Here is a 19,656-nt window from a genome sequence, read left to right as displayed (position 1 = left end):
CCAGGTTTGCGACAGTCCGGGTAATTACGTAACGTTGGCGTTGTGAAAAACGCGGCGGCGCTCTCCGGGCAGCGGTCGGCGGCCGACCCGGCCGCCGGTGCTTCCGCGTGCGCGCCCGTCGTGACCACACCGGCAGGCCTCTCCGGTGCCGCCGCGGCCGAGGTCTCCACCCGGGACCGGGTCACCCAGCTGCTGCTGGAGCGGGGGGCCACCACCGCCGCGCAGCTCGGTCAGGCGCTCGGTCTGAGCCCGGCGGCGATCCGCCGGCACCTCGACGCGATGCTCGCCGACGGTGACGTCTTCGCCCGGGAGCAGACCGTGCAGGGCAGTCGTGGTCGGGGCCGCCCGGCGAAGGTGTTCCTGCTGACCGAGGCCGCCCGGGTCCGCTGTGGCACCCATCACTACGACAACATGGCCACCGCGGCGCTGCGCTGGATCGCCCGCAGCGGTGGTTCGGACGCCGTCGAGGCGTTCGCCACCGAGCAGGTGTCCGCCCTGGAGTCGCGTTGCCGGGCCGCCATGGAGGACGCCGGCGACGACCCTCTCGCGCGGGCTGAGGCACTCGCCGGAGCGCTCACCGCCGAGGGATACGCTGCCAACGCGACCACGATCGCCTCCGGCGGCCAGCTCTGCCAGCACCACTGCCCGGTGGCGCACGTGGCCGCCGAGTTTCCCCAGCTGTGCGAGGCCGAGACCGCGGTGATCTCCCGTCTGGTCGGCACCCACGTGCAGCGCCTGGCCACCATCGCGCACGGCGACGGGGTGTGCACCACGCACATTCCGACCCAGCCGACCCGCGCCCAATCCGGTAAGCCCGTCACCACTGTGAGGACAGATAGATGACCGAGCAGATCGTCCAGCCCCTGACCCAGGAAGAGCAGCTCGCGGCGCTGGGTCGCTACGAGTACGGCTGGTCCGACCCGGACACCGCCGGGGCGGTCGCCCAGCGCGGTATCAACGAGGCGGTGGTGCGGGACATCTCGGCCAAGAAGAACGAGCCGGCCTGGATGCTCGACCTGCGCCTGAAGGGGCTGCGGCTGTTCGGCCGTAAGCCGATGCCGGCCTGGGGCGCGGACCTCACCGGGATCGACTTCGACAACATCAAGTACTTCGTGCGGTCCACCGAGAAGCAGGCCACCAGCTGGGAGGACCTGCCCGAGGACATCAAGAACACCTACGACCGGCTGGGCATCCCGGAGGCGGAGAAGCAGCGCCTGGTCGCCGGTGTCGCGGCGCAGTACGAGTCGGAGGTCGTCTACCACAAGATCCGTGAGGACCTTGAGGAGCAGGGCGTCGTCTTCCTGGACACCGACACGGCGCTGCGCGAGCACGAGGACATCTTCAAGGAGTACTTCGGCACGGTGATCCCGGTCGGCGACAACAAGTTCGCCGCACTGAACACCTCCGTGTGGTCCGGTGGCTCGTTCATCTACGTGCCGAAGGGTGTGCACGTGGAGATTCCGCTGCAGGCCTACTTCCGGATCAACACGGAGAACATGGGCCAGTTCGAGCGGACGCTGATCATCGTCGACGAGGGTGCGTACGTGCACTACGTCGAGGGCTGCACCGCGCCGCTGTACTCCTCCGACTCGCTGCACAGCGCGGTCGTGGAGATCATCGTGAAGAAGAACGCGCGCTGCCGGTACACGACCATCCAGAACTGGTCGAACAACGTCTACAACCTGGTGACCAAGCGCGCCGTCTGCCACGAGGGCGCGACCATGGAGTGGGTCGACGGCAACATCGGCTCCAAGGTCACCATGAAGTACCCGGCTGTCTACATGACGGGCGAGCACGCCAAGGGCGAGGTGCTCTCGGTGGCGATGGCCGGCGAGGGCCAGCACCAGGACGCGGGCGCCAAGATGGTGCACGCCGCGCCGCACACCTCCTCGACGATCGTGTCGAAGTCGATCGCCCGGGGCGGCGGCCGCACCTCGTACCGGGGCCTGGTGCAGGTGCTGGAGGGCTCGCACCACAGCCGCAGCACCGTCAAGTGCGACGCGCTGCTTGTCGACACCATCTCCCGCTCGGACACCTACCCGTACGTCGACATCCGCGAGGACGACGTGGCGATGGGGCACGAGGCGACCGTTTCCAAGATCAGCGACGACCAGCTCTTCTACCTGATGAGCCGCGGCCTGAGCGAGGACGAGGCGATGGCCATGATCGTGCGTGGCTTCATCGAGCCGATCGCCAAGGAACTTCCCATGGAGTACGCCCTGGAGCTGAACCGGCTGATCGAGCTCCAGATGGAGGGCGCGGTCGGCTGACGCCGTCCGCTCCCGTCCGCCGACCTGACACCGTCGTCGCAGCAGAGAACAGACCAAGGAAGAAATGACTACCCAGGCTTCCGCGCCGCCGCCCAGCACCAAGTCGCAGGCGCTGCGCTCGTTCGACGTCGCCGACTTCCCGGCCCTCACCGGCCTGGAGGAGGAGTGGCGTTTCACCCCGCTCAAGCGCCTCCGCGGCCTGGTCGGCGACGGGCCGGCGTCGTCGGACGAGGCGTCGGCCGCGTCCGGCGCCGTCCGGCACGAGTACGGCGACCTGCCCGAGGGCGTGGCCGTCGGACGGGTCGGCCGTGACGACAAGCGGATCGGCAGCGTGCTCACGCCCGTCGACCGGGTCAGCGCGCTGGCGTACGGCGCGGCCACCGACGCCCTGCTGGTGCGTGTCGACCCCGACGCGGTGCTCGGCGCTCCGGTGCGCCTGCGCGTGGTCGGCGACGGCGCCGGGCAGCCGGCGTTCGGTCACACCTTCGTCGAGGTGGGCCGCTTCGCCGAGGTGACACTGGTGCTGGAGCACGTCGGGTCGGCGACCCTTGCCGACAACGTCGAGGTCACGGTGGCCGACGGCGCGAAGCTGACCCTGGTCACGGTGGCCGACTGGGCCGACGACGCGGTCCAGGCGCAGCACCTCAAGATCAAGCTGGGTCGGGACGCCAAGGTCATCCACATCCAGGTCACCCTCGGCGGTGACCTGGTCCGGCAGTTCACCTCGGTGGAGTACACCGGCCGGGGCGGCGAGGCGGAGCTGTACGGCGTCTACTTCGCCGACTCCGGCCAGCACCTGGAGCACCGGCAGCTGGTCGACCACAACGTGCCGGACTGCCGCAGCTACGTCGGCTACCGGGGCGCTCTGCAGGGCGACGACGCGCACACAGTCTGGGTGGGCGACGTGCTGATCCAGGCCGAGGCGACAGGCACCGACACGTACGAGATCAACCGGAACCTGCTGCTCAGCGACGGCGCGCGTGCGGACTCCGTACCCAATCTGGAGATCGAGACCGGCGAGATCGCTGGCGCCGGCCACGCCAGCGCGACCGGCCGCTTCGACGACGAGCAGCTGTTCTACCTGATGGCCCGGGGCATCCCGGAGGGTGAGGCCCGGCGCCTGGTGGTCCGGGGCTTCTTCGCCGAGCTGATCAACAAGATCCCGGTGGTGGAGCTGCGCGAGCGCCTGGGCGACGCGATCGAGGCTCGGCTCGCCAAGGCCGGCGCCTGATGATCCGGATCTGCTCCACCGAGGACGTGCCGAAGGGCACCGCCATCAGCGCGGACGTCGACGGCACTCCGATCGCCCTGGTGCACGCCGAGGACGGCAACTTCTACGCCGCGTACGACGAGTGCTCGCACGCCGCGGTCGCCCTCTCCGAGGGTGAGGTCGACGGCTGCACGCTCGAGTGCTGGTTGCACGGCTCGCGCTTCGACCTGCGCACCGGCGAGCCGACCGGCCTGCCCGCCACCGAACCCGTACCCGTCTACCCCGTCGACGTCCGCGACGGCGACATCTACCTCAGCCTGACGCCGAGTAATGGAGTGACCCGATAATGAGCACCCTGGAGATCCGCGACCTGAAGGTGTCGGTCAAGCTGCCCGAGGGTGAGCTCAAGCCGATCCTGGCCGGTGTCGACCTGACCGTGAGGTCCGGTGAGACCCACGCGATCATGGGCCCGAACGGCTCCGGCAAGTCCACCCTGGCGTACTCGATCGCCGGCCACCCCAAGTACGAGATCACCGGCGGCACGGTCACCCTCGACGGCGAGGACGTGCTGGCCATGACCGTCGACGAGCGCGCCCGCGCCGGCCTCTTCCTGGCCATGCAGTACCCGGTCGAGGTGCCCGGCGTCTCGGTGGCGAACTTCCTGCGCACCGCGAAGACCGCCATCGACGGTGAGGCCCCGAAGCTGCGTACCTGGGGTGGCGAGCTGCGCGGTGCCATGGAGCGCCTCCAGATGGACCCGGCGTTCGCCCAGCGCAACGTCAACGAGGGCTTCTCCGGTGGTGAGAAGAAGCGGCACGAGATCGTCCAGCTGGAGCTTCTCAAGCCGAAGATCGCGGTCCTCGACGAGACCGACTCCGGCCTCGACGTGGACGCGCTGCGCGTGGTCAGCGAGGGCGTCAACCGGGTCCGCGACACCGGCGACACGGGCGTGCTGCTGATCACCCACTACACGCGGATCCTGCGCTACATCAAGCCGGACTTCGTGCACGTCTTCGTGGCCGGCCGGATCGTCGAGCAGGGCGGCCCGGAGCTGGCCGACAAGCTCGAGGCCGAGGGCTACGAGCGGTACGCCGCCGGGGCCGGCACGGCCAGGGCCTGACCGAGAGAGACGCTGCCGAGATGACCAGCATCGCGATCCCTGAGGGGATGCCGCAGTACCACGACGTGCCGCGTTTCGACGTGGCCCGGGTGCGCGCCGATTTCCCGATCCTCGATCGGGAGATCAACGGGCACCCGCTGGTCTACCTCGACAGCGCCAACACCTCCCACAAGCCGCGCCAGGTGCTCGACGTGCTCGCCGAGCACTACGCGCTGCACAACGCGAACGTGTCGCGCTCGGTGCACACCCTGGGCACCGAGGCCACCGAGGCGTACGAGGGGGCGCGGGCGAAGGTCGCCGCGTTCATCAACGCGCCGAGTGTGGACGAGGTGGTGTTCACGAAGAACTCCACCGAGGCGATCAACGTGGTGGCGTACGCCTTCTCCAACGCCTCGCTGCGCCCCGACGGTGACCCCCGGTTCCGGCTCGGCCCCGGCGACGAGGTGGTGATCTCCGAGATGGAGCACCACTCGAACATCGTCCCGTGGCAGCTGCTGTGCGAGCGCACCGGCGCGACCCTGCGCTGGTTCCCCGTCACCGACCAGGGTCGGCTCGACGAGTCGGGCCTGGACGACCTGGTCACCGAACGGACGAAGATCGTCTCGCTGGTGCACATGTCGAACATCCTCGGCACGGTGAACGCGACCTCCCGGATCACCGCGCGGGTCCGCGAGGTGGGCGCGCTGCTGCTGCTGGACTGCTCGCAGTCGGTGCCGCACCTGCCCATCGACGTGGTCGACCTGGACGCCGACTACATCGTGTTCACCGGGCACAAGATGTGCGGCCCGACCGGCATCGGCGTGCTCTGGGGCCGGGGTGAGCTGCTCGCGGCCATGCCGCCGGTGTTCGGTGGCGGTTCGATGATCGAGACGGTCACCATGGCCGGGTCGACGTTCGCGGCACCGCCGGCCCGGTTCGAGGCGGGCACCCCGCCGATCGCCGAGGCGGTAGCGCTCGGCGCTGCGGTGGACTACCTCACCGGGATCGGCATGCCGTCGATCCAGTGGCACGAGAAGGAGCTGACGGCGTACGCGCTCGACGCTCTCGGCTCGGTGCCCGACCTGCGGATCTTCGGCCCGACAGTGCCGGTGGGTCGGGGCGGCACCATCTCGTTCGCGCTGGGTGACGTCCATCCGCACGACGTGGGTCAGGTGCTCGACTCGCTCGGCGTGCAGGTGCGGGTGGGTCACCACTGTGCCAAGCCGGTGTGCAGCCGGTTCGGCGTCCCGGCCATGACCCGGGCCTCGTTCTATCTCTACACCACCACCGAGGAGATCGACGCTCTGGTGGCCGGTCTGGAGCAGGTGCGGAAGGTGTTCGACTGATGGTGCAGCTCGACCAGCTCTACCAGGAGATCATCCTGGATCACTACAAGCATCCGCACGGGCGTGGCCTGCGCGACGCCGACGACCCGGGCGACCAGGTCGCCGAAGCGCACCACGTCAACCCGACCTGCGGTGACGAGGTCACCGTCCGGGTGGCCACCGACGGCGCGGTGCTGCACGACATCTCGTACGACGGGATGGGCTGTTCGATCAGCCAGGCCTCGGCGAGTGTCCTGCACGAGTTGCTGCGCGGCCGGGGCGCCGGGGAAGCATTCGAGGTGCACGAGGCGTTCGTGGAGTTGATGTCCGGACGTGGCCAGGTCACGCCGGACGAGGACGTACTCGGTGACGGGGTTGCTTTCGCGGGTGTCGCCCGCTACCCCGCCCGGGTCAAGTGCGCGCTGCTGCCGTGGATGGCGTTCAAGGACGCGGCGGCACGCGCCGGTGTGGGCGTGAGCCCGGAGGTGAAGGCATGAGCAGCGAGAACACCGCTACCGCGGCGACGCCGGAGGCCGGTGACGCCACCGCGGCGCCGCAGACCGACGCCGTGACGACCGACAGTGCCGCGACGGCGGGTGCCGGCGATGCCGCCACCCCGACGGCGGGCGTCAGCAAGGCCATGATCGCCGACATCGAGGAGGCGATGAAGGACGTCGTCGACCCGGAGCTCGGCATCAACGTGGTCGACCTCGGCCTGGTGTACGGCGTGCACGTCGACGACGAGAACATCGCCACCCTGGACATGACGCTCACCTCGGCGGCCTGCCCGCTGACCGACGTCATCGAGGACCAGGCCCGGCAGGCGCTGACCACCGGCCCCGGCGGCGGTCTGGTCAACGACATCCGGATCAACTGGGTGTGGCTGCCGCCGTGGGGCCCGGACAAGATCACTGACGAGGGTCGGGACCAGCTCCGTTCCCTCGGCTTCAACGTCTGAGTCGACCCCGGTCGGCTCTGCCCGTCGAGCGCGACACCCGGTGGGGTGCCGCGCTCGACGCGTTCCACCCCTGACAACGGCGCGCCCGGTGGGAAATGTGGTGGCGGAGGCACGGCTGCGGGGCGCAGGATGCGGCGGTGACTGAGGCGTACCCGATGCAGGTCCCTGTCCGTGCGGCGACTGCCGTGCGTCGACAGCGGCCGGTCCACGGGCGGGCCTCGATCCGGCTTCGACGGCAGTGAGCGGGGCGTTCCTGGCCGGCCTGGTGGCCGGCTACGGCGTCGCCATCCCGGTCGGCGCGATCGCCATCCTGATCCTGGGGCTCAGTGCCCGTACCTCGTTCCGGGTCGGGGCCGCGGCGGCGCTCGCCGTGGCGACCGCCGACGGGCTCTACGCGGCCGTCGCCACGCTCGGCGGCGCCGGTCTGGCCGGGCTCATCGCGCCGGTCGCCGGTCCGCTGCGGGTCCTCGCGGCAGTGGTGCTGCTGGGGCTCGCCGCGCACGGTCTCTGGCGCACCTGGTCGACCCACCGTTCCGGGCGACCGCAGGCGGCGCGCGCCGGCGCCGGCCTGGGCACCCCAGGGCGTGCCTACGCGGCGCTGCTCGGGTTGACACTGCTGAACCCGACGACGGTGCTCTACTTCACCGCCCTGGTGCTCGGCCGTCGGGACTCGACCGACGCGGGCGCCGTCCCAGCGGCGCTGTTCGTGGCGGGTGTGTTCCTGGCGTCGGCGAGCTGGCAGCTGCTCGTCGCCGGCGGCGGTTCGGTGGTCGGTCGGGCGTTGACCGGGCCGCGCGGCCGGCTGGTCACCGGCCTGGTCTCCAGCGCGCTCATCGCCGCGCTGGCGGTGGCGGCGCTGCTGCCGGGTTGAGCGGTAGCGGCCCGGCCGCCCGAGAGGGCACGCGGTGCCGTACGGTCGGGCGGTGACCAGTCGACCCGCAGCCGGGGGAGGCCGGTGGGTCGAGGTCGACCCGGCCCGCGTCGGCCGCTGGGTCGAGGGCTTCGCCGACCGGCACGGCCCGCACACCACCACCGCCCGGGAGTACGGCCTGCTTCTCACCGCGGCCGACGGGACAACCGCCGAGTTGTACGCCCCGCCGGGAGCACCGGCCGGCGTCGACGTGCCCGGGTTCGTGGCGTCCGCCGTCGCGCCCCGCCGGATCGGTCTGCTGTTGGCCCGCAAGGGCGCGGTGGCGATCGGTGTGGCCGACGGCCCCGACCTCGTCGTCTCCAAGGTCGACACCCGGTACGTGCAGGGGCGCACGGCGGCGGGGGGCTGGTCGCAGCACCGGTTCGCCAGGCGGCGCGACAACCAGGCCAAGGCGGCGCTCGGCGATGCGGCGGACCTGGCCGTACGGCTGCTGTTGCCGCAGGCCGCGAGGCTCACCGCTGTGGTGTGCGGCGGTGACCGGCGGGCGGTGGACACGGTGCTGGCCGACCGGCGACTGTCCCCGCTCGTGCCGCTGCGGGCCGAGCGGCTGCTCGACGTGCCGGAGCCCCGCCACGCGGTGCTGGTGTCGGCGGTCGACGCGGCCCGGGCGGTACGGATCCGGCTGCGCGACCCCGCACCCGACTGACCTGGAGTCTGGAGGTATCAGGTCTCGCAACTGCCCTGACCGGTGCGTGGCGGGGCCGGTGGGGCCCCGCCACGACGCGGGATGAGGTCAGAGCTGGTTTGTCGCGAAGGTGTCGCAGGTCTTCGGGTCGCCGCGGTCGTAGCCCTGGGTGAACCAGCGCTTGCGCTGCTCGGACGTGCCGTGGGTGAACTGGTCGGGGTTGACCCGCCCGCCGGAGCGCTCCTGGATGCTGTCGTCACCGATCGCCTCGGCGGCGTCGACGGCCTGGTTGATGTCGGCCTCGGTGATCGACGTGAAGAGTGGCTGCTGTCCGGTCTTGTCCTTGCTCTCGGTGGCGTGCTTGGCCCAGGCGCCGGCGTAGCAGTCGGCCTGCAACTCCAACCGTACGGAGGCGGAGCGGGGGCCGCTCTGGTCTCCCTGGCCGGCCTTGGCGTTGGTGCCGAGCAGGTTCTGGATGTGGTGGCCGTACTCGTGGGCGAGCACGTACGGCTGGGCGAACTCGCCCTTGGCGCCGAAGCGGGAGGCCAGCTCGTCGTAGAAGCTCAGGTCGATGTACACCTTGCGGTCGGCCGGGCAGTAGAACGGCCCGACGCCGGAGTCGGCCTGACCGCAGCCGGTGTTCACGGCGGCCTGGAAGAAGTTCGTGGTGGTGGGCTCGTACGTGCCGTTGCCCAACTCCGGGTACGCCTTCTGCCAGTAGGCCTGGATGCTGTTGACGTAGAGCAGGTTGCGGCAGCGCGGGTCGTCGAGACGGTCGGCGTTGGCGGTGGAGCACACCTGATCCAGGTCGCTGCCGCCGGCCTGGCCGCCCTCGTCGCCGTTGGTCATGGCGTTGAGACCGAACCCGCCGCCGAGCAGGGCGACGAGCACGGCCACCACGATGCCGATGATGCCGCCCCGGCCGCCGCCTCCCGGGATGGGGATGCCGATGCCGCCACCCGACCCGCCGCCGCCCCGGCCCAGGTCGTTGGCCTGGGAGGTGTCGAGCTCGGCCCGCTCGTTGAGTTCCATACTGACCCCGATCGCCGTATGCCGGTGAATGTCGTCTCTGTATCGGTTCGTCATAAAGGTGCCGGACGGGGTCCGGACAGGCGTTCCGGTACCCGATGATCTTGATCGGTAATCCGGGCGGCCCGACTCGGGGCGCCCGGTACACTTGTCCCCGTGCCGCGCTGCGAAGGCTGAACCGCCCCGCGCCGACGGGCCCACCGCCCGCCGGCGCTTTCGCGTGCCCTGAGTCAGCCTTCCAGACCCCGAGAGCGAGTCCCACGAGATGATCACTGCCACCGGCCTGGAGCTGCGTGCCGGCTCCCGGATCCTGCTGTCCGACACCACCCTGCGCGTGCAGCCAGGTGACCGGATCGGCCTGGTCGGTCGCAACGGCGCCGGCAAGACCACCACCCTGAAGGTGCTCGCCGGCGAGGGGCAGCCGTACGGCGGCCAGATCGACCAGCGCAGCGCCATCGGCTACCTCCCGCAGGACCCGCGCACCGGCGACCTGGAGGTGACCGGCCGCGACCGGGTCCTCTCCGCCCGCGGCCTGGACGTGCTGATGTCCCAGATGAAGGAGATCGAGGCCCAGCTCGCCGAGGACGCCAACGAGAAGCTGGTCCGCCGCTACGGCGCGCTGGAGGACCAGTTCGCCGCCCTGGGCGGGTACGCGGCCGAGGCCGAGGCCGCCCGGATCTGCGCCAACCTGGGCCTGCCGGACCGGGCGCTCGCGCAGACCATCGGCACCCTCTCCGGTGGTCAGCGCCGGCGCATCGAGCTGGCCCGGATCCTGTTCCGTGACGCGGGTGAGAACGGCGGCGGCATCCTTCTGCTCGACGAGCCGACGAACCACCTGGACGCCGACTCGATCACCTGGCTGCGGGGCTTCCTCGCCAACCACAAGGGCGGCCTGATCGTGATCTCCCACGACGGCGCGCTGCTGGAGTCGGTGGTCAACAAGGTCTGGTTCCTCGACGCCACCCGGTCCGTGATCGACGTCTACAACCTGGGCTGGAAGGCGTACCTGGAGGCCCGCGAGACCGACGAGCGGCGTCGCCGCCGGGAGCGGGCCAACGCGGAGAAGAAGGCCGGCGCGCTGATGGCGCAGGCCGACAAGATGCGGGCCAAGGCCACCAAGACCGTCGCCGCGCAGAACATGGCCCGCCGGGCCGAGAAGCTGATCTCCGGCCTCGAGGAGGTACGGGTCGCCGACCGGGTCGCCAAGGTGCGTTTCCCCAGCCCCGCGCCGTGCGGCAAGACCCCGCTCACGGCGACCGGCCTGTCCAAGTCGTACGGCTCGCTGGAGATCTTCACCGACGTCAACGTGGCGGTGGACAGGGGTTCCCGGGTGGCCATCCTCGGGCTCAACGGCGCCGGCAAGACGACACTGCTGCGGATGCTCGGTGGGCTGCTCACCCCGGACACCGGTGAGGTGCACGCGGGGCACGGGCTGCGGTTGGGCTACTACGCCCAGGAGCACGAGACGCTGGACGTGGAGCGGACGGTGCTGGAGAACATGCGGGCCGCCGCCGTCGAGCAGTCCGACACCGACCTGCGCAAGATCCTCGGCGCGTTCCTCTTCTCCGGCGACGACGTGAACAAGCCGGCCGGGGTGCTCTCCGGTGGCGAGAAGACCCGGCTGGCCCTGTCCACCCTTGTTTGTTCCGGTGCCAACGTGCTGCTGCTCGACGAGCCGACGAACAACCTCGACCCGGTCAGCCGCGAGCAGGTGCTGGACGCCATCGCCAACTACCCGGGCGCCATCGTGCTCGTCACGCACGACCCGGGCGCCGTGCTGGCCCTCAAGCCGGACCGCGCGATCCTGCTTCCCGACGGCGACGAGGACGCCTGGAGCGACGACCTGCTCGAGCTGGTCGAGTTGGCCTGACCGCCCCCGGCCCGGTCAGCCGAGCAGGTCGACCAGTTCGCCGAGCACGCCGGAACCGGCCAGGATCACCACACCGATGCCGATGAAGATCGCCGGTACCAGCCAGTGGCCGGCGCGCTCGACCAGCCGGACCACGCGGGGGTGCCCGCCGAGCCAGGCGCCGGCGGCGCACCACAGCGCGATGAGCAGCACGAACATCAGTAGGAAGATCGCGCTGTCGGCCGGCCCGAGCGCCCGGAACACAGGTACGTAGACGGCCACGTTGTCGGCGCCGTTGGCGATGGTCACCCCTGCCACCCCGAGGGTGGACGCCACCACCGCCGGCGTCTCGTCGTCGTCGCGGCGCGCCAGGGCACGGACTCCCAGGGCGATCGGCAGCAGACCGAGCAGCCCGGTCCACGGCTCGGGCACCACCAGCAGGCCTGCCGCGACGACCGCGCTGGCCAGCGCCAGCGCGCCGATCCCCAGGTACTGACCTGTGACGATCTGCCAGGGGCGGGGTCGGCCGCCGGTGCGGGCCGCGACGAAGAAGAGCGTCAGGATGACGATGTCGTCGATGTCGGTGGCGGCGAACACGACAGCCGCTCCGGCCGCGGTGCCCAGGAGGTCGATCATGACCGAAGGGTACGGCCGTCGACGGGTGTCGCCGCGCGGCGATGGTACGCCCAGCCGGCGCGGCGGGACGGATCGCCAGGATCACTCTATCGGGAAGCTGACATTGCATAGCGTGTCGGTTGGCGAAGAGTTGATATCTGGCGCATGATCGTTCGAGGCGGTCTAATAGGTGGGACCGTATCCGAACCGCACAGTCTGGGACGTGAGGACACAGCATGGCAGCCACTGGCACAGCCACCAGCACTGAGAAGGGTCGCCGGATCATCGGAGCCGAGCGTCAGACGCTCGCCAAGGACCTGGTAAAGCGGTACACCTCGGGGGAGAGCATCCGCGCGCTGGCGGCCTCGACCGGCCGTTCCTACGGGTTCATCCACCGAGTGCTCACCGAGTCCGGGGTGCAGCTGCGTCAGCGCGGCGGTGCCCGGCGCCGCAAGAAGGCGTGACCCGCCCCTCAGCGTCGTTCACCAGCGCCGCGCCCCGGGCCGCCCGGTGACCGCCGAGGCGACCGGGGTCCGGCTGACCTGCGACGGGCCGGTTGCCACGGTGACGTTGTGCCGGCCCGACGTGCTCAACGCCCAGACGCCCGCGATGTGGCGCGCCATGAGCGACTTCTCCCGGGACCTGCCCGGCGATGTGCGGGTGGTGGTGGTCCGTGGTGAGGGCCGCGCGTTCTCCGCAGGCCTCGACCTGTCGGTGGCCGGCGCCTCCGGTCCGGGGTCGTTCGCCGAGCTGGCCACGCTGCCCGAGCAGGAGTGCGCGGACCGGATCGCCGAGCTCCAGACGGGTTTCACCTGGCTGCACCGCCCCGATCTCATCACGGTGGCCGCCGTGCAGGGCCACGCGATCGGCGCCGGTTTCCAACTGGCGCTCGCCTGTGACCTGCGCGTCCTCGCCACCGACGCGAAGCTGTCGATGGCCGAGGTGACGCTCGGGCTGGTGCCCGACCTGGCCGGCACGAAGCGCCTCGTGGAACTGGTCGGCTATTCCCGGGCGCTGGAGATCTGCGCGACAGGCCGCCGGCTGGACGCCGCCGAGGCGGACCGGATCGGATTGGCCACGCTCGTCGTACCGCCGGGTGAGCTGGACGACGCGGTCCGCGACCTGAGCGCGGGCCTGCTCGCGGGCGCCCGCGACGCCGTCGTGGAGATCAAGGCGTTGCTCGCCGGCGCGGCCGGGCGTTCGCACGCCGACCAGCAGCGAGCCGAACGCGAGGCGCAGACCCGCCGGCTGCGCGACCTCGCCGGCCGGGGAGAATAGTAAGGACCGCACGGGAAGATCCGGGTTACGACCGAGGTTGTCAGAGTCGTCGGGAGAATTGACCTGGCGTGCGGTCTGCCCGACGACCCGGAGGTGAACGGTGTCCAACCCGATGTCCGGCGGTGGCATGGCGGGATGGAGCATGCTCCGGTCGATGCGCAACCGCGACGAGGTCTCCGCCCACCGGCTCAAGCGTGGGGTGGCCCGGCGGATCGTCGCCTTCGCCCAGCCGTACCGCCGCGACATCATCATCTTCCTGGCCACCGTGGTGCTTGCCGCCATCATCGGCGTGGCCACCCCGGTGCTCGCCGGCGACGTGATCAACGCGATCAACAGGGGTGGCGCCGAGGCGGGCCGGCTGGTGGTCCGTCTGGCACTGTTCATCGCCGCGCTCGCCGTCGCCGACGCGCTGCTGTCCCTGGCCCAACGCTGGTATTCGGCACGCATCGGCGAGGGCATCATCCTCAACCTGCGCACCCGGGTCTACGACCACGTGCAGCGGATGCCGTTGCAGTTCTTCACCCGCACCCAGACCGGCGCCCTGGTCAGTCGACTCAACAACGACGTGCTCGGCGCTCAGCGGGCCTTCACCTCCACCCTCTCCGGCGTGGTCAGCAACGTCATCCAACTCGTGCTCACCGCCGCGGTCATGTTCACCCTGTCGTGGCAGATCACCGCGCTCTCCCTGGTCCTGCTGCCGATCTTCATCATCCCGGCCCGCCGGGTCGGGCGGCGCCTGGCCGACATCACACGTGAGGCGTACAACCTCGACGCCAAGATGAGCGCGACGATGACCGAGCGGTTCGGGGTGGCCGGCGCGCTGCTGGTGAAGCTCTTCGGCCAGCCCGAGATCGAGGCCCGCCGGTTCGCCGACCGGGCCGGACGGGTCCGCGACATCGGCATCCAGTCCGCCATGTACTCCCGCACGTTCTTCGTGGCGATGCTGCTGGTGGCGTCGCTCGCGCAGGCCCTCACCTACGGCCTCGGCGGCTGGCTCGCGGTCACCGGAGGCGTCAGCGCGGGCACCGTCGTGACCCTCGCGCTCCTGCTGACCCGCCTGTACGGTCCGCTCACCGCGCTCTCCAACGTCCGGGTCGACGTGATGAGCGCGCTTGTCTCCTTCGACCGCGTCTTCGAGGTGCTCGACCTCCAACCCGGCATCGTGGAGAAGCCCGGCGCGGTGCCGGTGCCCCGGGGCAACGGCCGGGTCGACTTCCGGGACGTGCGGTTCCGCTACCCGAGCGCCGCCGAGATCTCCCTCGCCTCGCTGGAGGAGGTCGCCACCCTCGACCGGGCGGTCAACGAGCCGGTGCTCAGGGGTGTCTCGTTCAGCGTCGAGCCGGGGCAGATGGTCGCCCTGGTCGGCCCGTCCGGCGCCGGCAAGTCGACGCTGTCCATGCTCATCTCCCGCATCTACGACGTCACCGACGGCCAGGTGCTGGTCGGCGGGGTGGACGTCCGCGACGCGACACTCGCCTCGCTGCGCGACGAGATCGGCGTGGTCACCCAGGATTCGCACCTGTTCCACGAGACGATCGCCGAAAATCTGCGCTACGCCAAGCCGGACGCCACCGACGACGAGATCTGGGCGGCCCTCGCCGGTGCCCAGGTCGCCGACCTGGTCCGGTCGCTGCCCGACGGTCTGGACACCACTGTGGGGGAGCGCGGCTACCGGTTCTCCGGCGGCGAGAAGCAACGCATCGCCATCGCCCGGCTGCTGCTCAAGGCCCCGTCGATCGTGATCCTCGACGAGGCCACCGCACACCTGGACTCGGAGAGCGAGGCCGCAGTGCAGCGGGCGCTGTCGGTGGCGCTTGCCGGGCGTACCGCCCTGGTGATCGCGCACCGGCTCTCCACAGTCCGCGACGCCGACCAGATCCTGGTCCTCGACGGCGGGCGGATCGTCGAGCGGGGCCGCCACGACGAGCTGGTGGCGGTCGGCGGGCTCTACGCCGAGCTGTACCGCACGCAGTTCGCCGTCGCCGACTCGCCCCGGCCCTTCGAGGACGCGACGGGCCCCGAGCCGGTGGTCATGCCGCTGGGCACGTACGTCGCCGACGAGGCGATGCCGCCCGCCGCCGCCAACTGACCGGCGGCGGGCTCAGGCCGGGCGGCGGTCCGGCAATCCCGTCGCCACCCGCAGTTCGGCGAACGCGGCGCCCAGCGTGACAGGCGTGAAGTGCGCGTTCAGGCCGCTGGGGTTGGGAATCACCCAGAGCCGCGCCCCGGCCAGCGACTCCGGCTGCGGCCCGAAGGCGGCCTTCGGCCGCTGAAAACCGATCCGGTACGCGGTCACCCCGACCACCGCCACCCATCGCGGCCGGTACCGGGCCACCTTTTCGGTCAGGATCGTGGCGCCGTCGAGGAGTTCGGAGGCGGTCAGCTCGTCCGCTCGGGCGCTGGCCCGCTCGGCCATGTTGGTGATGCCGAGCCCGAGGGCGGGCAGCGCGTCCTGTTCGCTCGGGTGCAGCAGTCGGGGAGTGAACCCGCCCGTGTGCAACGCCGGCCAGAACCGGTTCCCCGGTCGGGCGAAGTGCCAGCCGGTCGCGGCCGACCAGAGGCCGGGATTGATGCCGACGAAGAGCACCGCGAGGCCGGGCGCGAGCACGTCGGGGATGGTCCGGTCCGCTGCGGCGGCCAGCTCCGCCCTGGTCGGCCGGGGATGGCCGGCGGCAGCACCGCCGGGCCGGGCCAGGTCTGGCGGCACCTCGCCGGCTCGCCGGCCCGCGCCCGCTGTCACAGGCCGCGCAGCGCGCCGCCGTCGACCGGCACGGTGAGACCGGTCAGGTAGCTGGCGGCGGGGGAGAGCACGAACGCGGCCACCCGACCGAACTCGGCCGGATCGCCGAGGCGCCGCAGCGGGATGATCGCCTCTGCCTCGGCGCGGGCCCGCTCCGGGTCACCGGTCGCGGCGAACAGCTCCCGGTTGCGGTCGGTCAGGATCCGGCCCGGCAGCAGGCCGACCACCCGTACGCCGCGGGGGCCGTAGTCGTCGGCCACGTCCTTGGCGACGCCGACCAGGCCCGGACGCAGGCCGTTGGAGATGCCGAGACCGGGCACCGGGCCACGGGCCGAGGTGGAGAGCACGAGCCCTATCGCGCCGCCATCGTCGAGCGCGCCGGCGATCGTGCGTACCGCGCGGACGGTGCCCAGGAAGACGGTCTCGAAGGAGGTCCGCCACTGCTCGTCGCTTATCGACGCCGCGTTGCCGGCCGGCGGGCCGCCGACCGAGATCAGCGCGCCGTCCAGTCGGCCGAAGTGCTCCCGCGCCGCCGCGACGAGCCGCTGTGGGGTCTGCGGGTCGGCCAGGTCCGCGGTGATGCCCACCGCCCGCTGCGGCCCGCCGAGCTGCTCGGCGGCGGCGGCCACCGCGTCCGCGTCCCGGGCCGAGAGCACCACCCGCGCCCCGTCGGCGACCAGGCACTGCGCCGTGGCGTAACCCAGGCCGCGGGAGGCGCCGGTGAGCACGTAGACGCGGTCGGTCAGTCCGAGATCCATGCCGCCGATCCTGCCGCATCCGGCAGGCCCCCGCCAACGTCTGCGGCAGGCGCGGGCGGGCGTGGGGCCGGGCGCAGCAGGCGTACCCGACCGGCGATCTGCATCGCCACGGCCCCGCCGGCGCGGGTCACCGCCGGCAGCCGGCGCGGACGTGGCGCCGTGTGCCCGTCGTAGCGCAGGCCCGCCTCGCGCACGGCCAGCTCCTCCGCGCCGGCAGGGGGCAGCGCACCCCGCTCGCGCAACGTCCGGGCCAGGTCCCAGCCGTCGCGCAGCGAACCGGTCGTGGGTCGGCCGGACGCCCAGCGCGCGAACGTCGCAGGCCACCCGTGGCCCAGGCCGGCGGCGAGCAGCGGCCAGTGCCGGCCCACCTCGCCGGCCCGCTTGCGCAGCAGCGCCGCGCGGGCGGCGGCCAGCGGACCCGGAGCGAACCCCGCGGGCGGCGCGCCACCGGCGACCAGAGCCGCGACCAGCTCGGCCTGCCGTTCGGCGAGCCCGGGGCGAGGTTCGCCCGTCATGTCACGGCCGGGAAGCCGGCGGCGGCGGCCAGGGCGTCCAGCTCGGCGCGCAGCTCGGCCGCCGGTGGATAGCTCCCGTCGCGTTCCAGCAGCAGCGCCGGGGGTCGCCGACTGGCGCAGAGCGCGCCGACCAGGTCCAGCACGTCCGGCGACACCGGGTCGGTGTGCGTGTCGTGGTAGTAGCCGCCGTGCTCCGCCCCGCCGGCCACGTGCGCGTACCCGACCCGGTCCAGGGGCAGGCGGTCGAGCAGCGCGAACGGGTCGGTGCCCCGGTTGCGGGCGTTGGCGTACACGTTGGCGACGTCGAGCAGCAGCAGAGCGCCCGTGCGGTCCAGGATCTCGGTGAGGAAGTCCGCCTCGTCCAACTCGTCGTCGGGCCAGTCGACGAGGGCGGCGATCGGTTCCAGGGCGATCGGTACCGGCAGTTCGGCCTGCGCCCGGGCCACGTTGGCGCAGACCGCGTCGACCGCCTCCCGGCTGCGGGGCAGCGGCAGCAGGTGCCCGGCCTCCAGCCCGCCGGCCCGGACGAACGCGATGTGTTCGCTGACCAGCGGGGCGTCGACCCGCCGCGCCACCGCCGCCAGGTGGGCGACCCGGGCCGGGTCGACCGGCTCGGCGCCGCCGAGCGAGAGTCGCACCCCGTGCGGTACGACAGTCACCGCGCGGTCGCGCAGCTGCGCCAGCCCCGGCGGGAGCGGCCCGGACGCGGGCACCGACTCGGCCACCACCTCGACGAACCGCAGGCCGGGCAGCTCGGCCACGAAACCGGCGATCTCCGGGCGCCAGCCGATGCCGATCCCGGACAGGCCCGTCATCCGCCGCACCCGCCGCCGCCGCACCCGCCGCCGCCGCACCCGCCGCCGCCTCCGCCACCGCACGAGCTGCCGCCACCGCAGGAGCTGCCACCGCCCGACGTGCCGCTGGAGCCCGACGACCAGCCACCGCCGATGGCCTGGCGCTGCACCTCGGCCTGCTCGGCGAAGCCCGGGTCGAGCGCCCAGAGCGACGCGGTGCCGTACAGGGCCACTCCCATCGCCGCGCCGGCCGCGCCGTAGGTGGCGTACGCGGGCGACGAGCCGGGAGCCAGGTGGGTGTGCGCCCGACGCTGGTCGCGCAGCGCGGCGCGGCCGGCCCGGGTGGTCTGCGGGACGCGCCACAGCAGCAGCACCGCCGCCAGCACCGCGAACAGGGTGAGCAGCAGGTAGCCGACCGGGCGCCCGTTGGTCAGGCCGGCGAACAGCCGCACCACGCCCAGCACCAGCAGGGCGGCGAGGACCCGGCTCCACCGCCGGACGGCTGCCCGCTGCGCCCGGCTCAGCAGCAGGCCTCGTTGCTCCAGGTCGGCGCGCAGCTGGTCGAGCGCGTCGCGTACCCGCTGTTCCCGTGGCAGGTCCCGGGCCCGGGACCGCTGGTGGGCGGCCCAGTGGATCGCCTGGTCCAGTGGGGTGAGCCCGGTCGGCGCCGGGCCGGTGGTGAGCAGCCGGCGATCCGGTCCGACACCTATCGCGCCGCTGCCCCGCAGCCCACCGAGCGCGGCGTGCACGGCGAGCGCCGGCCCGCCGTTGAGGTACGCGAGCTGCTGCGCCCCGAGCGGGCCGGGGCCTGCGGTGTTCGCGCCGGCCAGCAGCCGGACCCGGTGGTACACCGCGACCGCCACCACCACGGCGCTCGCCAGGAGGTAGAACCGGAGGAAGGTCGGGCCGGGGATGCCCCAGGTGTCGCCCGACGCGGCATGGACGATCATCGGCTGCTCCTGTCGCCGGAGGGATCGGCGGCCCCATTGTGGAGCAGCGCCGCCACGTCCGGCGGACCGGTGTCGGGGCGGTCAGTGGCGGCGGACCGCCTCCTCGACGAGGTCGAGCACGGGACCGAGGTCGCCGGCCGGCTGGCCCATCGCCAGGTGCAGCACCAGGCCGTCGTACGCCAGCTCCAGGAACTGGGCGAGCACGTCGATCGGTACGTCCTCGCGCAGCACGCCGGCGTCGCGCTGGCGGGCCAGGCGGTCGCGGGTGGCCTCGGCGATCGCGGCGGACCGTTCCGCCCAGCGGCGGGCGAACGCCGGGTCGGTGCGCAGCCGGCGGGACACCTCCAGTTGGCTGCCCAGCCAGCCTGTGGTGTCCGGGGAGACCGCCCGGGCCAGCAGGTCGCGCATGACCTGGACCAGGCCGTTGCGGGCCACCGTCTCGACCATGACGGCAGCGTCGTCCTCGGCGACGGCCAGAAAGAGCGAGTCCTTGTCCCGGAAGTGGTGGAAGATGGCGCCGCGGGACAGGCCGGTGGCCTCCTCGAGGCGGCGTACCGTCGCCCCCTCGTAGCCGTGCCTGGCGAAACACGCCCGCGCGGCGGCGAGGATCTCCTGCCGGCGCGCGTCGAGCTGATCCTGGCTTACTCTGGGCACGCGTCGATCGTCGCAGGTCACCACGGGGCGTGCAAACCGTACGTACGGCTTGGTGC

General features: G+C 72.1%; 23 protein-coding genes. 14 read left to right on the top strand and 9 right to left on the bottom strand.

From position 1 onward, the window contains the following. Positions 1 to 42 precede the first annotated feature (42 nt). The 10 genes from ACFY1S_RS29310 (at position 43) to ACFY1S_RS29265 (ending at position 8,439) form a co-directional block, all read left to right on the top strand. A complete protein-coding gene (locus ACFY1S_RS29310; protein WP_387124144.1) occupies positions 43 to 843 on the top strand; it encodes a helix-turn-helix transcriptional regulator in 801 nt (266 codons plus the stop codon). Next, positions 840 to 2,270 (top strand): Fe-S cluster assembly protein SufB, encoded by a 1,431-nt coding sequence (sufB, locus tag ACFY1S_RS29305; RefSeq protein ID WP_387124142.1) that lies wholly within the window; start codon positions 840 to 842, stop codon positions 2,268 to 2,270. The genes ACFY1S_RS29310 and sufB overlap by 4 nt, the downstream gene beginning before the upstream one ends. A gap of 64 nt (positions 2,271 to 2,334) precedes the next feature. Next, complete coding sequence (gene sufD / locus ACFY1S_RS29300) at positions 2,335 to 3,501, top strand: Fe-S cluster assembly protein SufD (protein WP_387124140.1); 1,167 nt, start codon at positions 2,335 to 2,337, stop codon at positions 3,499 to 3,501. Further along, complete coding sequence (locus ACFY1S_RS29295) at positions 3,501 to 3,827, top strand: non-heme iron oxygenase ferredoxin subunit (protein WP_387124138.1); 327 nt, start codon at positions 3,501 to 3,503, stop codon at positions 3,825 to 3,827. The genes sufD and ACFY1S_RS29295 overlap by 1 nt, the downstream gene beginning before the upstream one ends. After that, entirely contained in the window at positions 3,827 to 4,600 is a 774-nt protein-coding gene (gene sufC, locus ACFY1S_RS29290; RefSeq protein ID WP_364362740.1) for a Fe-S cluster assembly ATPase SufC, read from the top strand. Before ACFY1S_RS29295 ends, sufC begins: the two co-directional genes overlap by 1 nt. A 20-nt stretch (positions 4,601 to 4,620) precedes the next feature. Then, positions 4,621 to 5,925, top strand: coding sequence for a cysteine desulfurase (locus ACFY1S_RS29285; RefSeq protein ID WP_387124136.1), 1,305 nt, complete (start codon positions 4,621 to 4,623; stop codon positions 5,923 to 5,925). A gap of 2 nt (positions 5,926 to 5,927) precedes the next feature. Next, positions 5,928 to 6,401: a Fe-S cluster assembly sulfur transfer protein SufU gene (gene sufU / locus ACFY1S_RS29280; protein ID WP_121653048.1), complete on the top strand. Its 474-nt coding sequence runs from the start codon at positions 5,928 to 5,930 to the stop codon at positions 6,399 to 6,401. After that, positions 6,398 to 6,862, top strand: coding sequence for a metal-sulfur cluster assembly factor (locus ACFY1S_RS29275; RefSeq protein WP_139584647.1), 465 nt, complete (start codon positions 6,398 to 6,400; stop codon positions 6,860 to 6,862). The genes sufU and ACFY1S_RS29275 overlap by 4 nt, the downstream gene beginning before the upstream one ends. Before the next feature lie 238 nt (positions 6,863 to 7,100). Continuing rightward, complete coding sequence (locus tag ACFY1S_RS29270) at positions 7,101 to 7,733, top strand: LysE family transporter (protein WP_387124133.1); 633 nt, start codon at positions 7,101 to 7,103, stop codon at positions 7,731 to 7,733. A gap of 52 nt (positions 7,734 to 7,785) precedes the next feature. Beyond that, positions 7,786 to 8,439: an acVLRF1 family peptidyl-tRNA hydrolase gene (locus ACFY1S_RS29265; RefSeq protein WP_387124131.1), complete on the top strand. Its 654-nt coding sequence runs from the start codon at positions 7,786 to 7,788 to the stop codon at positions 8,437 to 8,439. A gap of 87 nt (positions 8,440 to 8,526) precedes the next feature. Here the strand turns inward: ACFY1S_RS29265 and ACFY1S_RS29260 are convergent, their stop codons facing one another. Continuing rightward, positions 8,527 to 9,450, bottom strand: coding sequence for a neutral zinc metallopeptidase (locus ACFY1S_RS29260; protein ID WP_387124129.1), 924 nt, complete (start codon positions 9,448 to 9,450; stop codon positions 8,527 to 8,529). 262 nt (positions 9,451 to 9,712) lie between these two features. On the opposite strand from ACFY1S_RS29260, the gene ACFY1S_RS29255 reads away from it, so the two are divergent. Further along, positions 9,713 to 11,317: an ABC-F family ATP-binding cassette domain-containing protein gene (locus ACFY1S_RS29255; RefSeq protein ID WP_364362746.1), complete on the top strand. Its 1,605-nt coding sequence runs from the start codon at positions 9,713 to 9,715 to the stop codon at positions 11,315 to 11,317. 15 nt (positions 11,318 to 11,332) lie between these two features. Here the strand turns inward: ACFY1S_RS29255 and ACFY1S_RS29250 are convergent, their stop codons facing one another. Beyond that, on the bottom strand, positions 11,333 to 11,932 hold the full coding sequence (locus ACFY1S_RS29250) for a cadmium resistance transporter (RefSeq protein WP_364362747.1): 600 nt from the start codon (positions 11,930 to 11,932) through the stop codon (positions 11,333 to 11,335). 215 nt (positions 11,933 to 12,147) lie between these two features. On the opposite strand from ACFY1S_RS29250, the gene ACFY1S_RS29245 reads away from it, so the two are divergent. Beyond that, positions 12,148 to 12,375, top strand: a complete 228-nt coding sequence (locus ACFY1S_RS29245) for a helix-turn-helix domain-containing protein (RefSeq protein WP_074312753.1) — start codon at positions 12,148 to 12,150, stop codon at positions 12,373 to 12,375. Between the two features lie 18 nt (positions 12,376 to 12,393). Here the strand turns inward: ACFY1S_RS29245 and ACFY1S_RS29240 are convergent, their stop codons facing one another. Beyond that, positions 12,394 to 12,534 carry a hypothetical protein gene (locus ACFY1S_RS29240; RefSeq protein WP_244295905.1) on the bottom strand — a complete coding sequence of 47 codons (141 nt, stop codon included), beginning with the start codon at positions 12,532 to 12,534 and terminating at the stop codon, positions 12,394 to 12,396. Here ACFY1S_RS29240 and ACFY1S_RS29235 point away from each other — a divergent pair. Both ACFY1S_RS29235 and ACFY1S_RS29230 read left to right on the top strand, forming a co-directional pair. Then, complete coding sequence (locus tag ACFY1S_RS29235) at positions 12,476 to 13,189, top strand: enoyl-CoA hydratase/isomerase family protein (RefSeq protein ID WP_387124169.1); 714 nt, start codon at positions 12,476 to 12,478, stop codon at positions 13,187 to 13,189. The two genes, ACFY1S_RS29240 and ACFY1S_RS29235, sit on opposite strands and share 59 nt — an antisense overlap. Before the next feature lie 112 nt (positions 13,190 to 13,301). Beyond that, positions 13,302 to 15,278 carry an ABC transporter ATP-binding protein gene (locus tag ACFY1S_RS29230; protein ID WP_387124167.1) on the top strand — a complete coding sequence of 659 codons (1,977 nt, stop codon included), beginning with the start codon at positions 13,302 to 13,304 and terminating at the stop codon, positions 15,276 to 15,278. A gap of 12 nt (positions 15,279 to 15,290) precedes the next feature. On the opposite strand, the gene mug is transcribed toward ACFY1S_RS29230, so the two are convergent. The 6 genes from mug to ACFY1S_RS29200 form a co-directional block, all read right to left on the bottom strand. Continuing rightward, positions 15,291 to 15,896: a G/U mismatch-specific DNA glycosylase gene (mug, locus tag ACFY1S_RS29225; protein WP_387124126.1), complete on the bottom strand. Its 606-nt coding sequence runs from the start codon at positions 15,894 to 15,896 to the stop codon at positions 15,291 to 15,293. A gap of 29 nt (positions 15,897 to 15,925) precedes the next feature. Further along, positions 15,926 to 16,687: an SDR family oxidoreductase gene (locus ACFY1S_RS29220; RefSeq protein WP_387124124.1), complete on the bottom strand. Its 762-nt coding sequence runs from the start codon at positions 16,685 to 16,687 to the stop codon at positions 15,926 to 15,928. After that, positions 16,672 to 17,202 carry a hypothetical protein gene (locus ACFY1S_RS29215; RefSeq protein ID WP_387124122.1) on the bottom strand — a complete coding sequence of 177 codons (531 nt, stop codon included), beginning with the start codon at positions 17,200 to 17,202 and terminating at the stop codon, positions 16,672 to 16,674. Before ACFY1S_RS29215 ends, ACFY1S_RS29220 begins: the two co-directional genes overlap by 16 nt. Next, a complete protein-coding gene (locus tag ACFY1S_RS29210; protein WP_387124120.1) occupies positions 17,199 to 18,017 on the bottom strand; it encodes a DUF692 domain-containing protein in 819 nt (272 codons plus the stop codon). Before ACFY1S_RS29210 ends, ACFY1S_RS29215 begins: the two co-directional genes overlap by 4 nt. Then, positions 18,014 to 18,946, bottom strand: a complete 933-nt coding sequence (locus ACFY1S_RS29205) for a TIGR04222 domain-containing membrane protein (RefSeq protein ID WP_387124118.1) — start codon at positions 18,944 to 18,946, stop codon at positions 18,014 to 18,016. Before ACFY1S_RS29205 ends, ACFY1S_RS29210 begins: the two co-directional genes overlap by 4 nt. An 81-nt stretch (positions 18,947 to 19,027) precedes the next feature. Further along, complete coding sequence (locus tag ACFY1S_RS29200; RefSeq protein ID WP_387124116.1) at positions 19,028 to 19,600, bottom strand: TetR/AcrR family transcriptional regulator; 573 nt, start codon at positions 19,598 to 19,600, stop codon at positions 19,028 to 19,030. Positions 19,601 to 19,656 lie beyond the last annotated feature (56 nt).

Origin of the sequence: Micromonospora sp. NPDC000663 (genome assembly GCF_042898105.1) — a bacterium.
Taxonomy (GTDB): Bacteria; Actinomycetota; Actinomycetes; order Mycobacteriales; family Micromonosporaceae; genus Micromonospora.
This window is presented reverse-complemented; position numbering and strand designations above follow the sequence as displayed.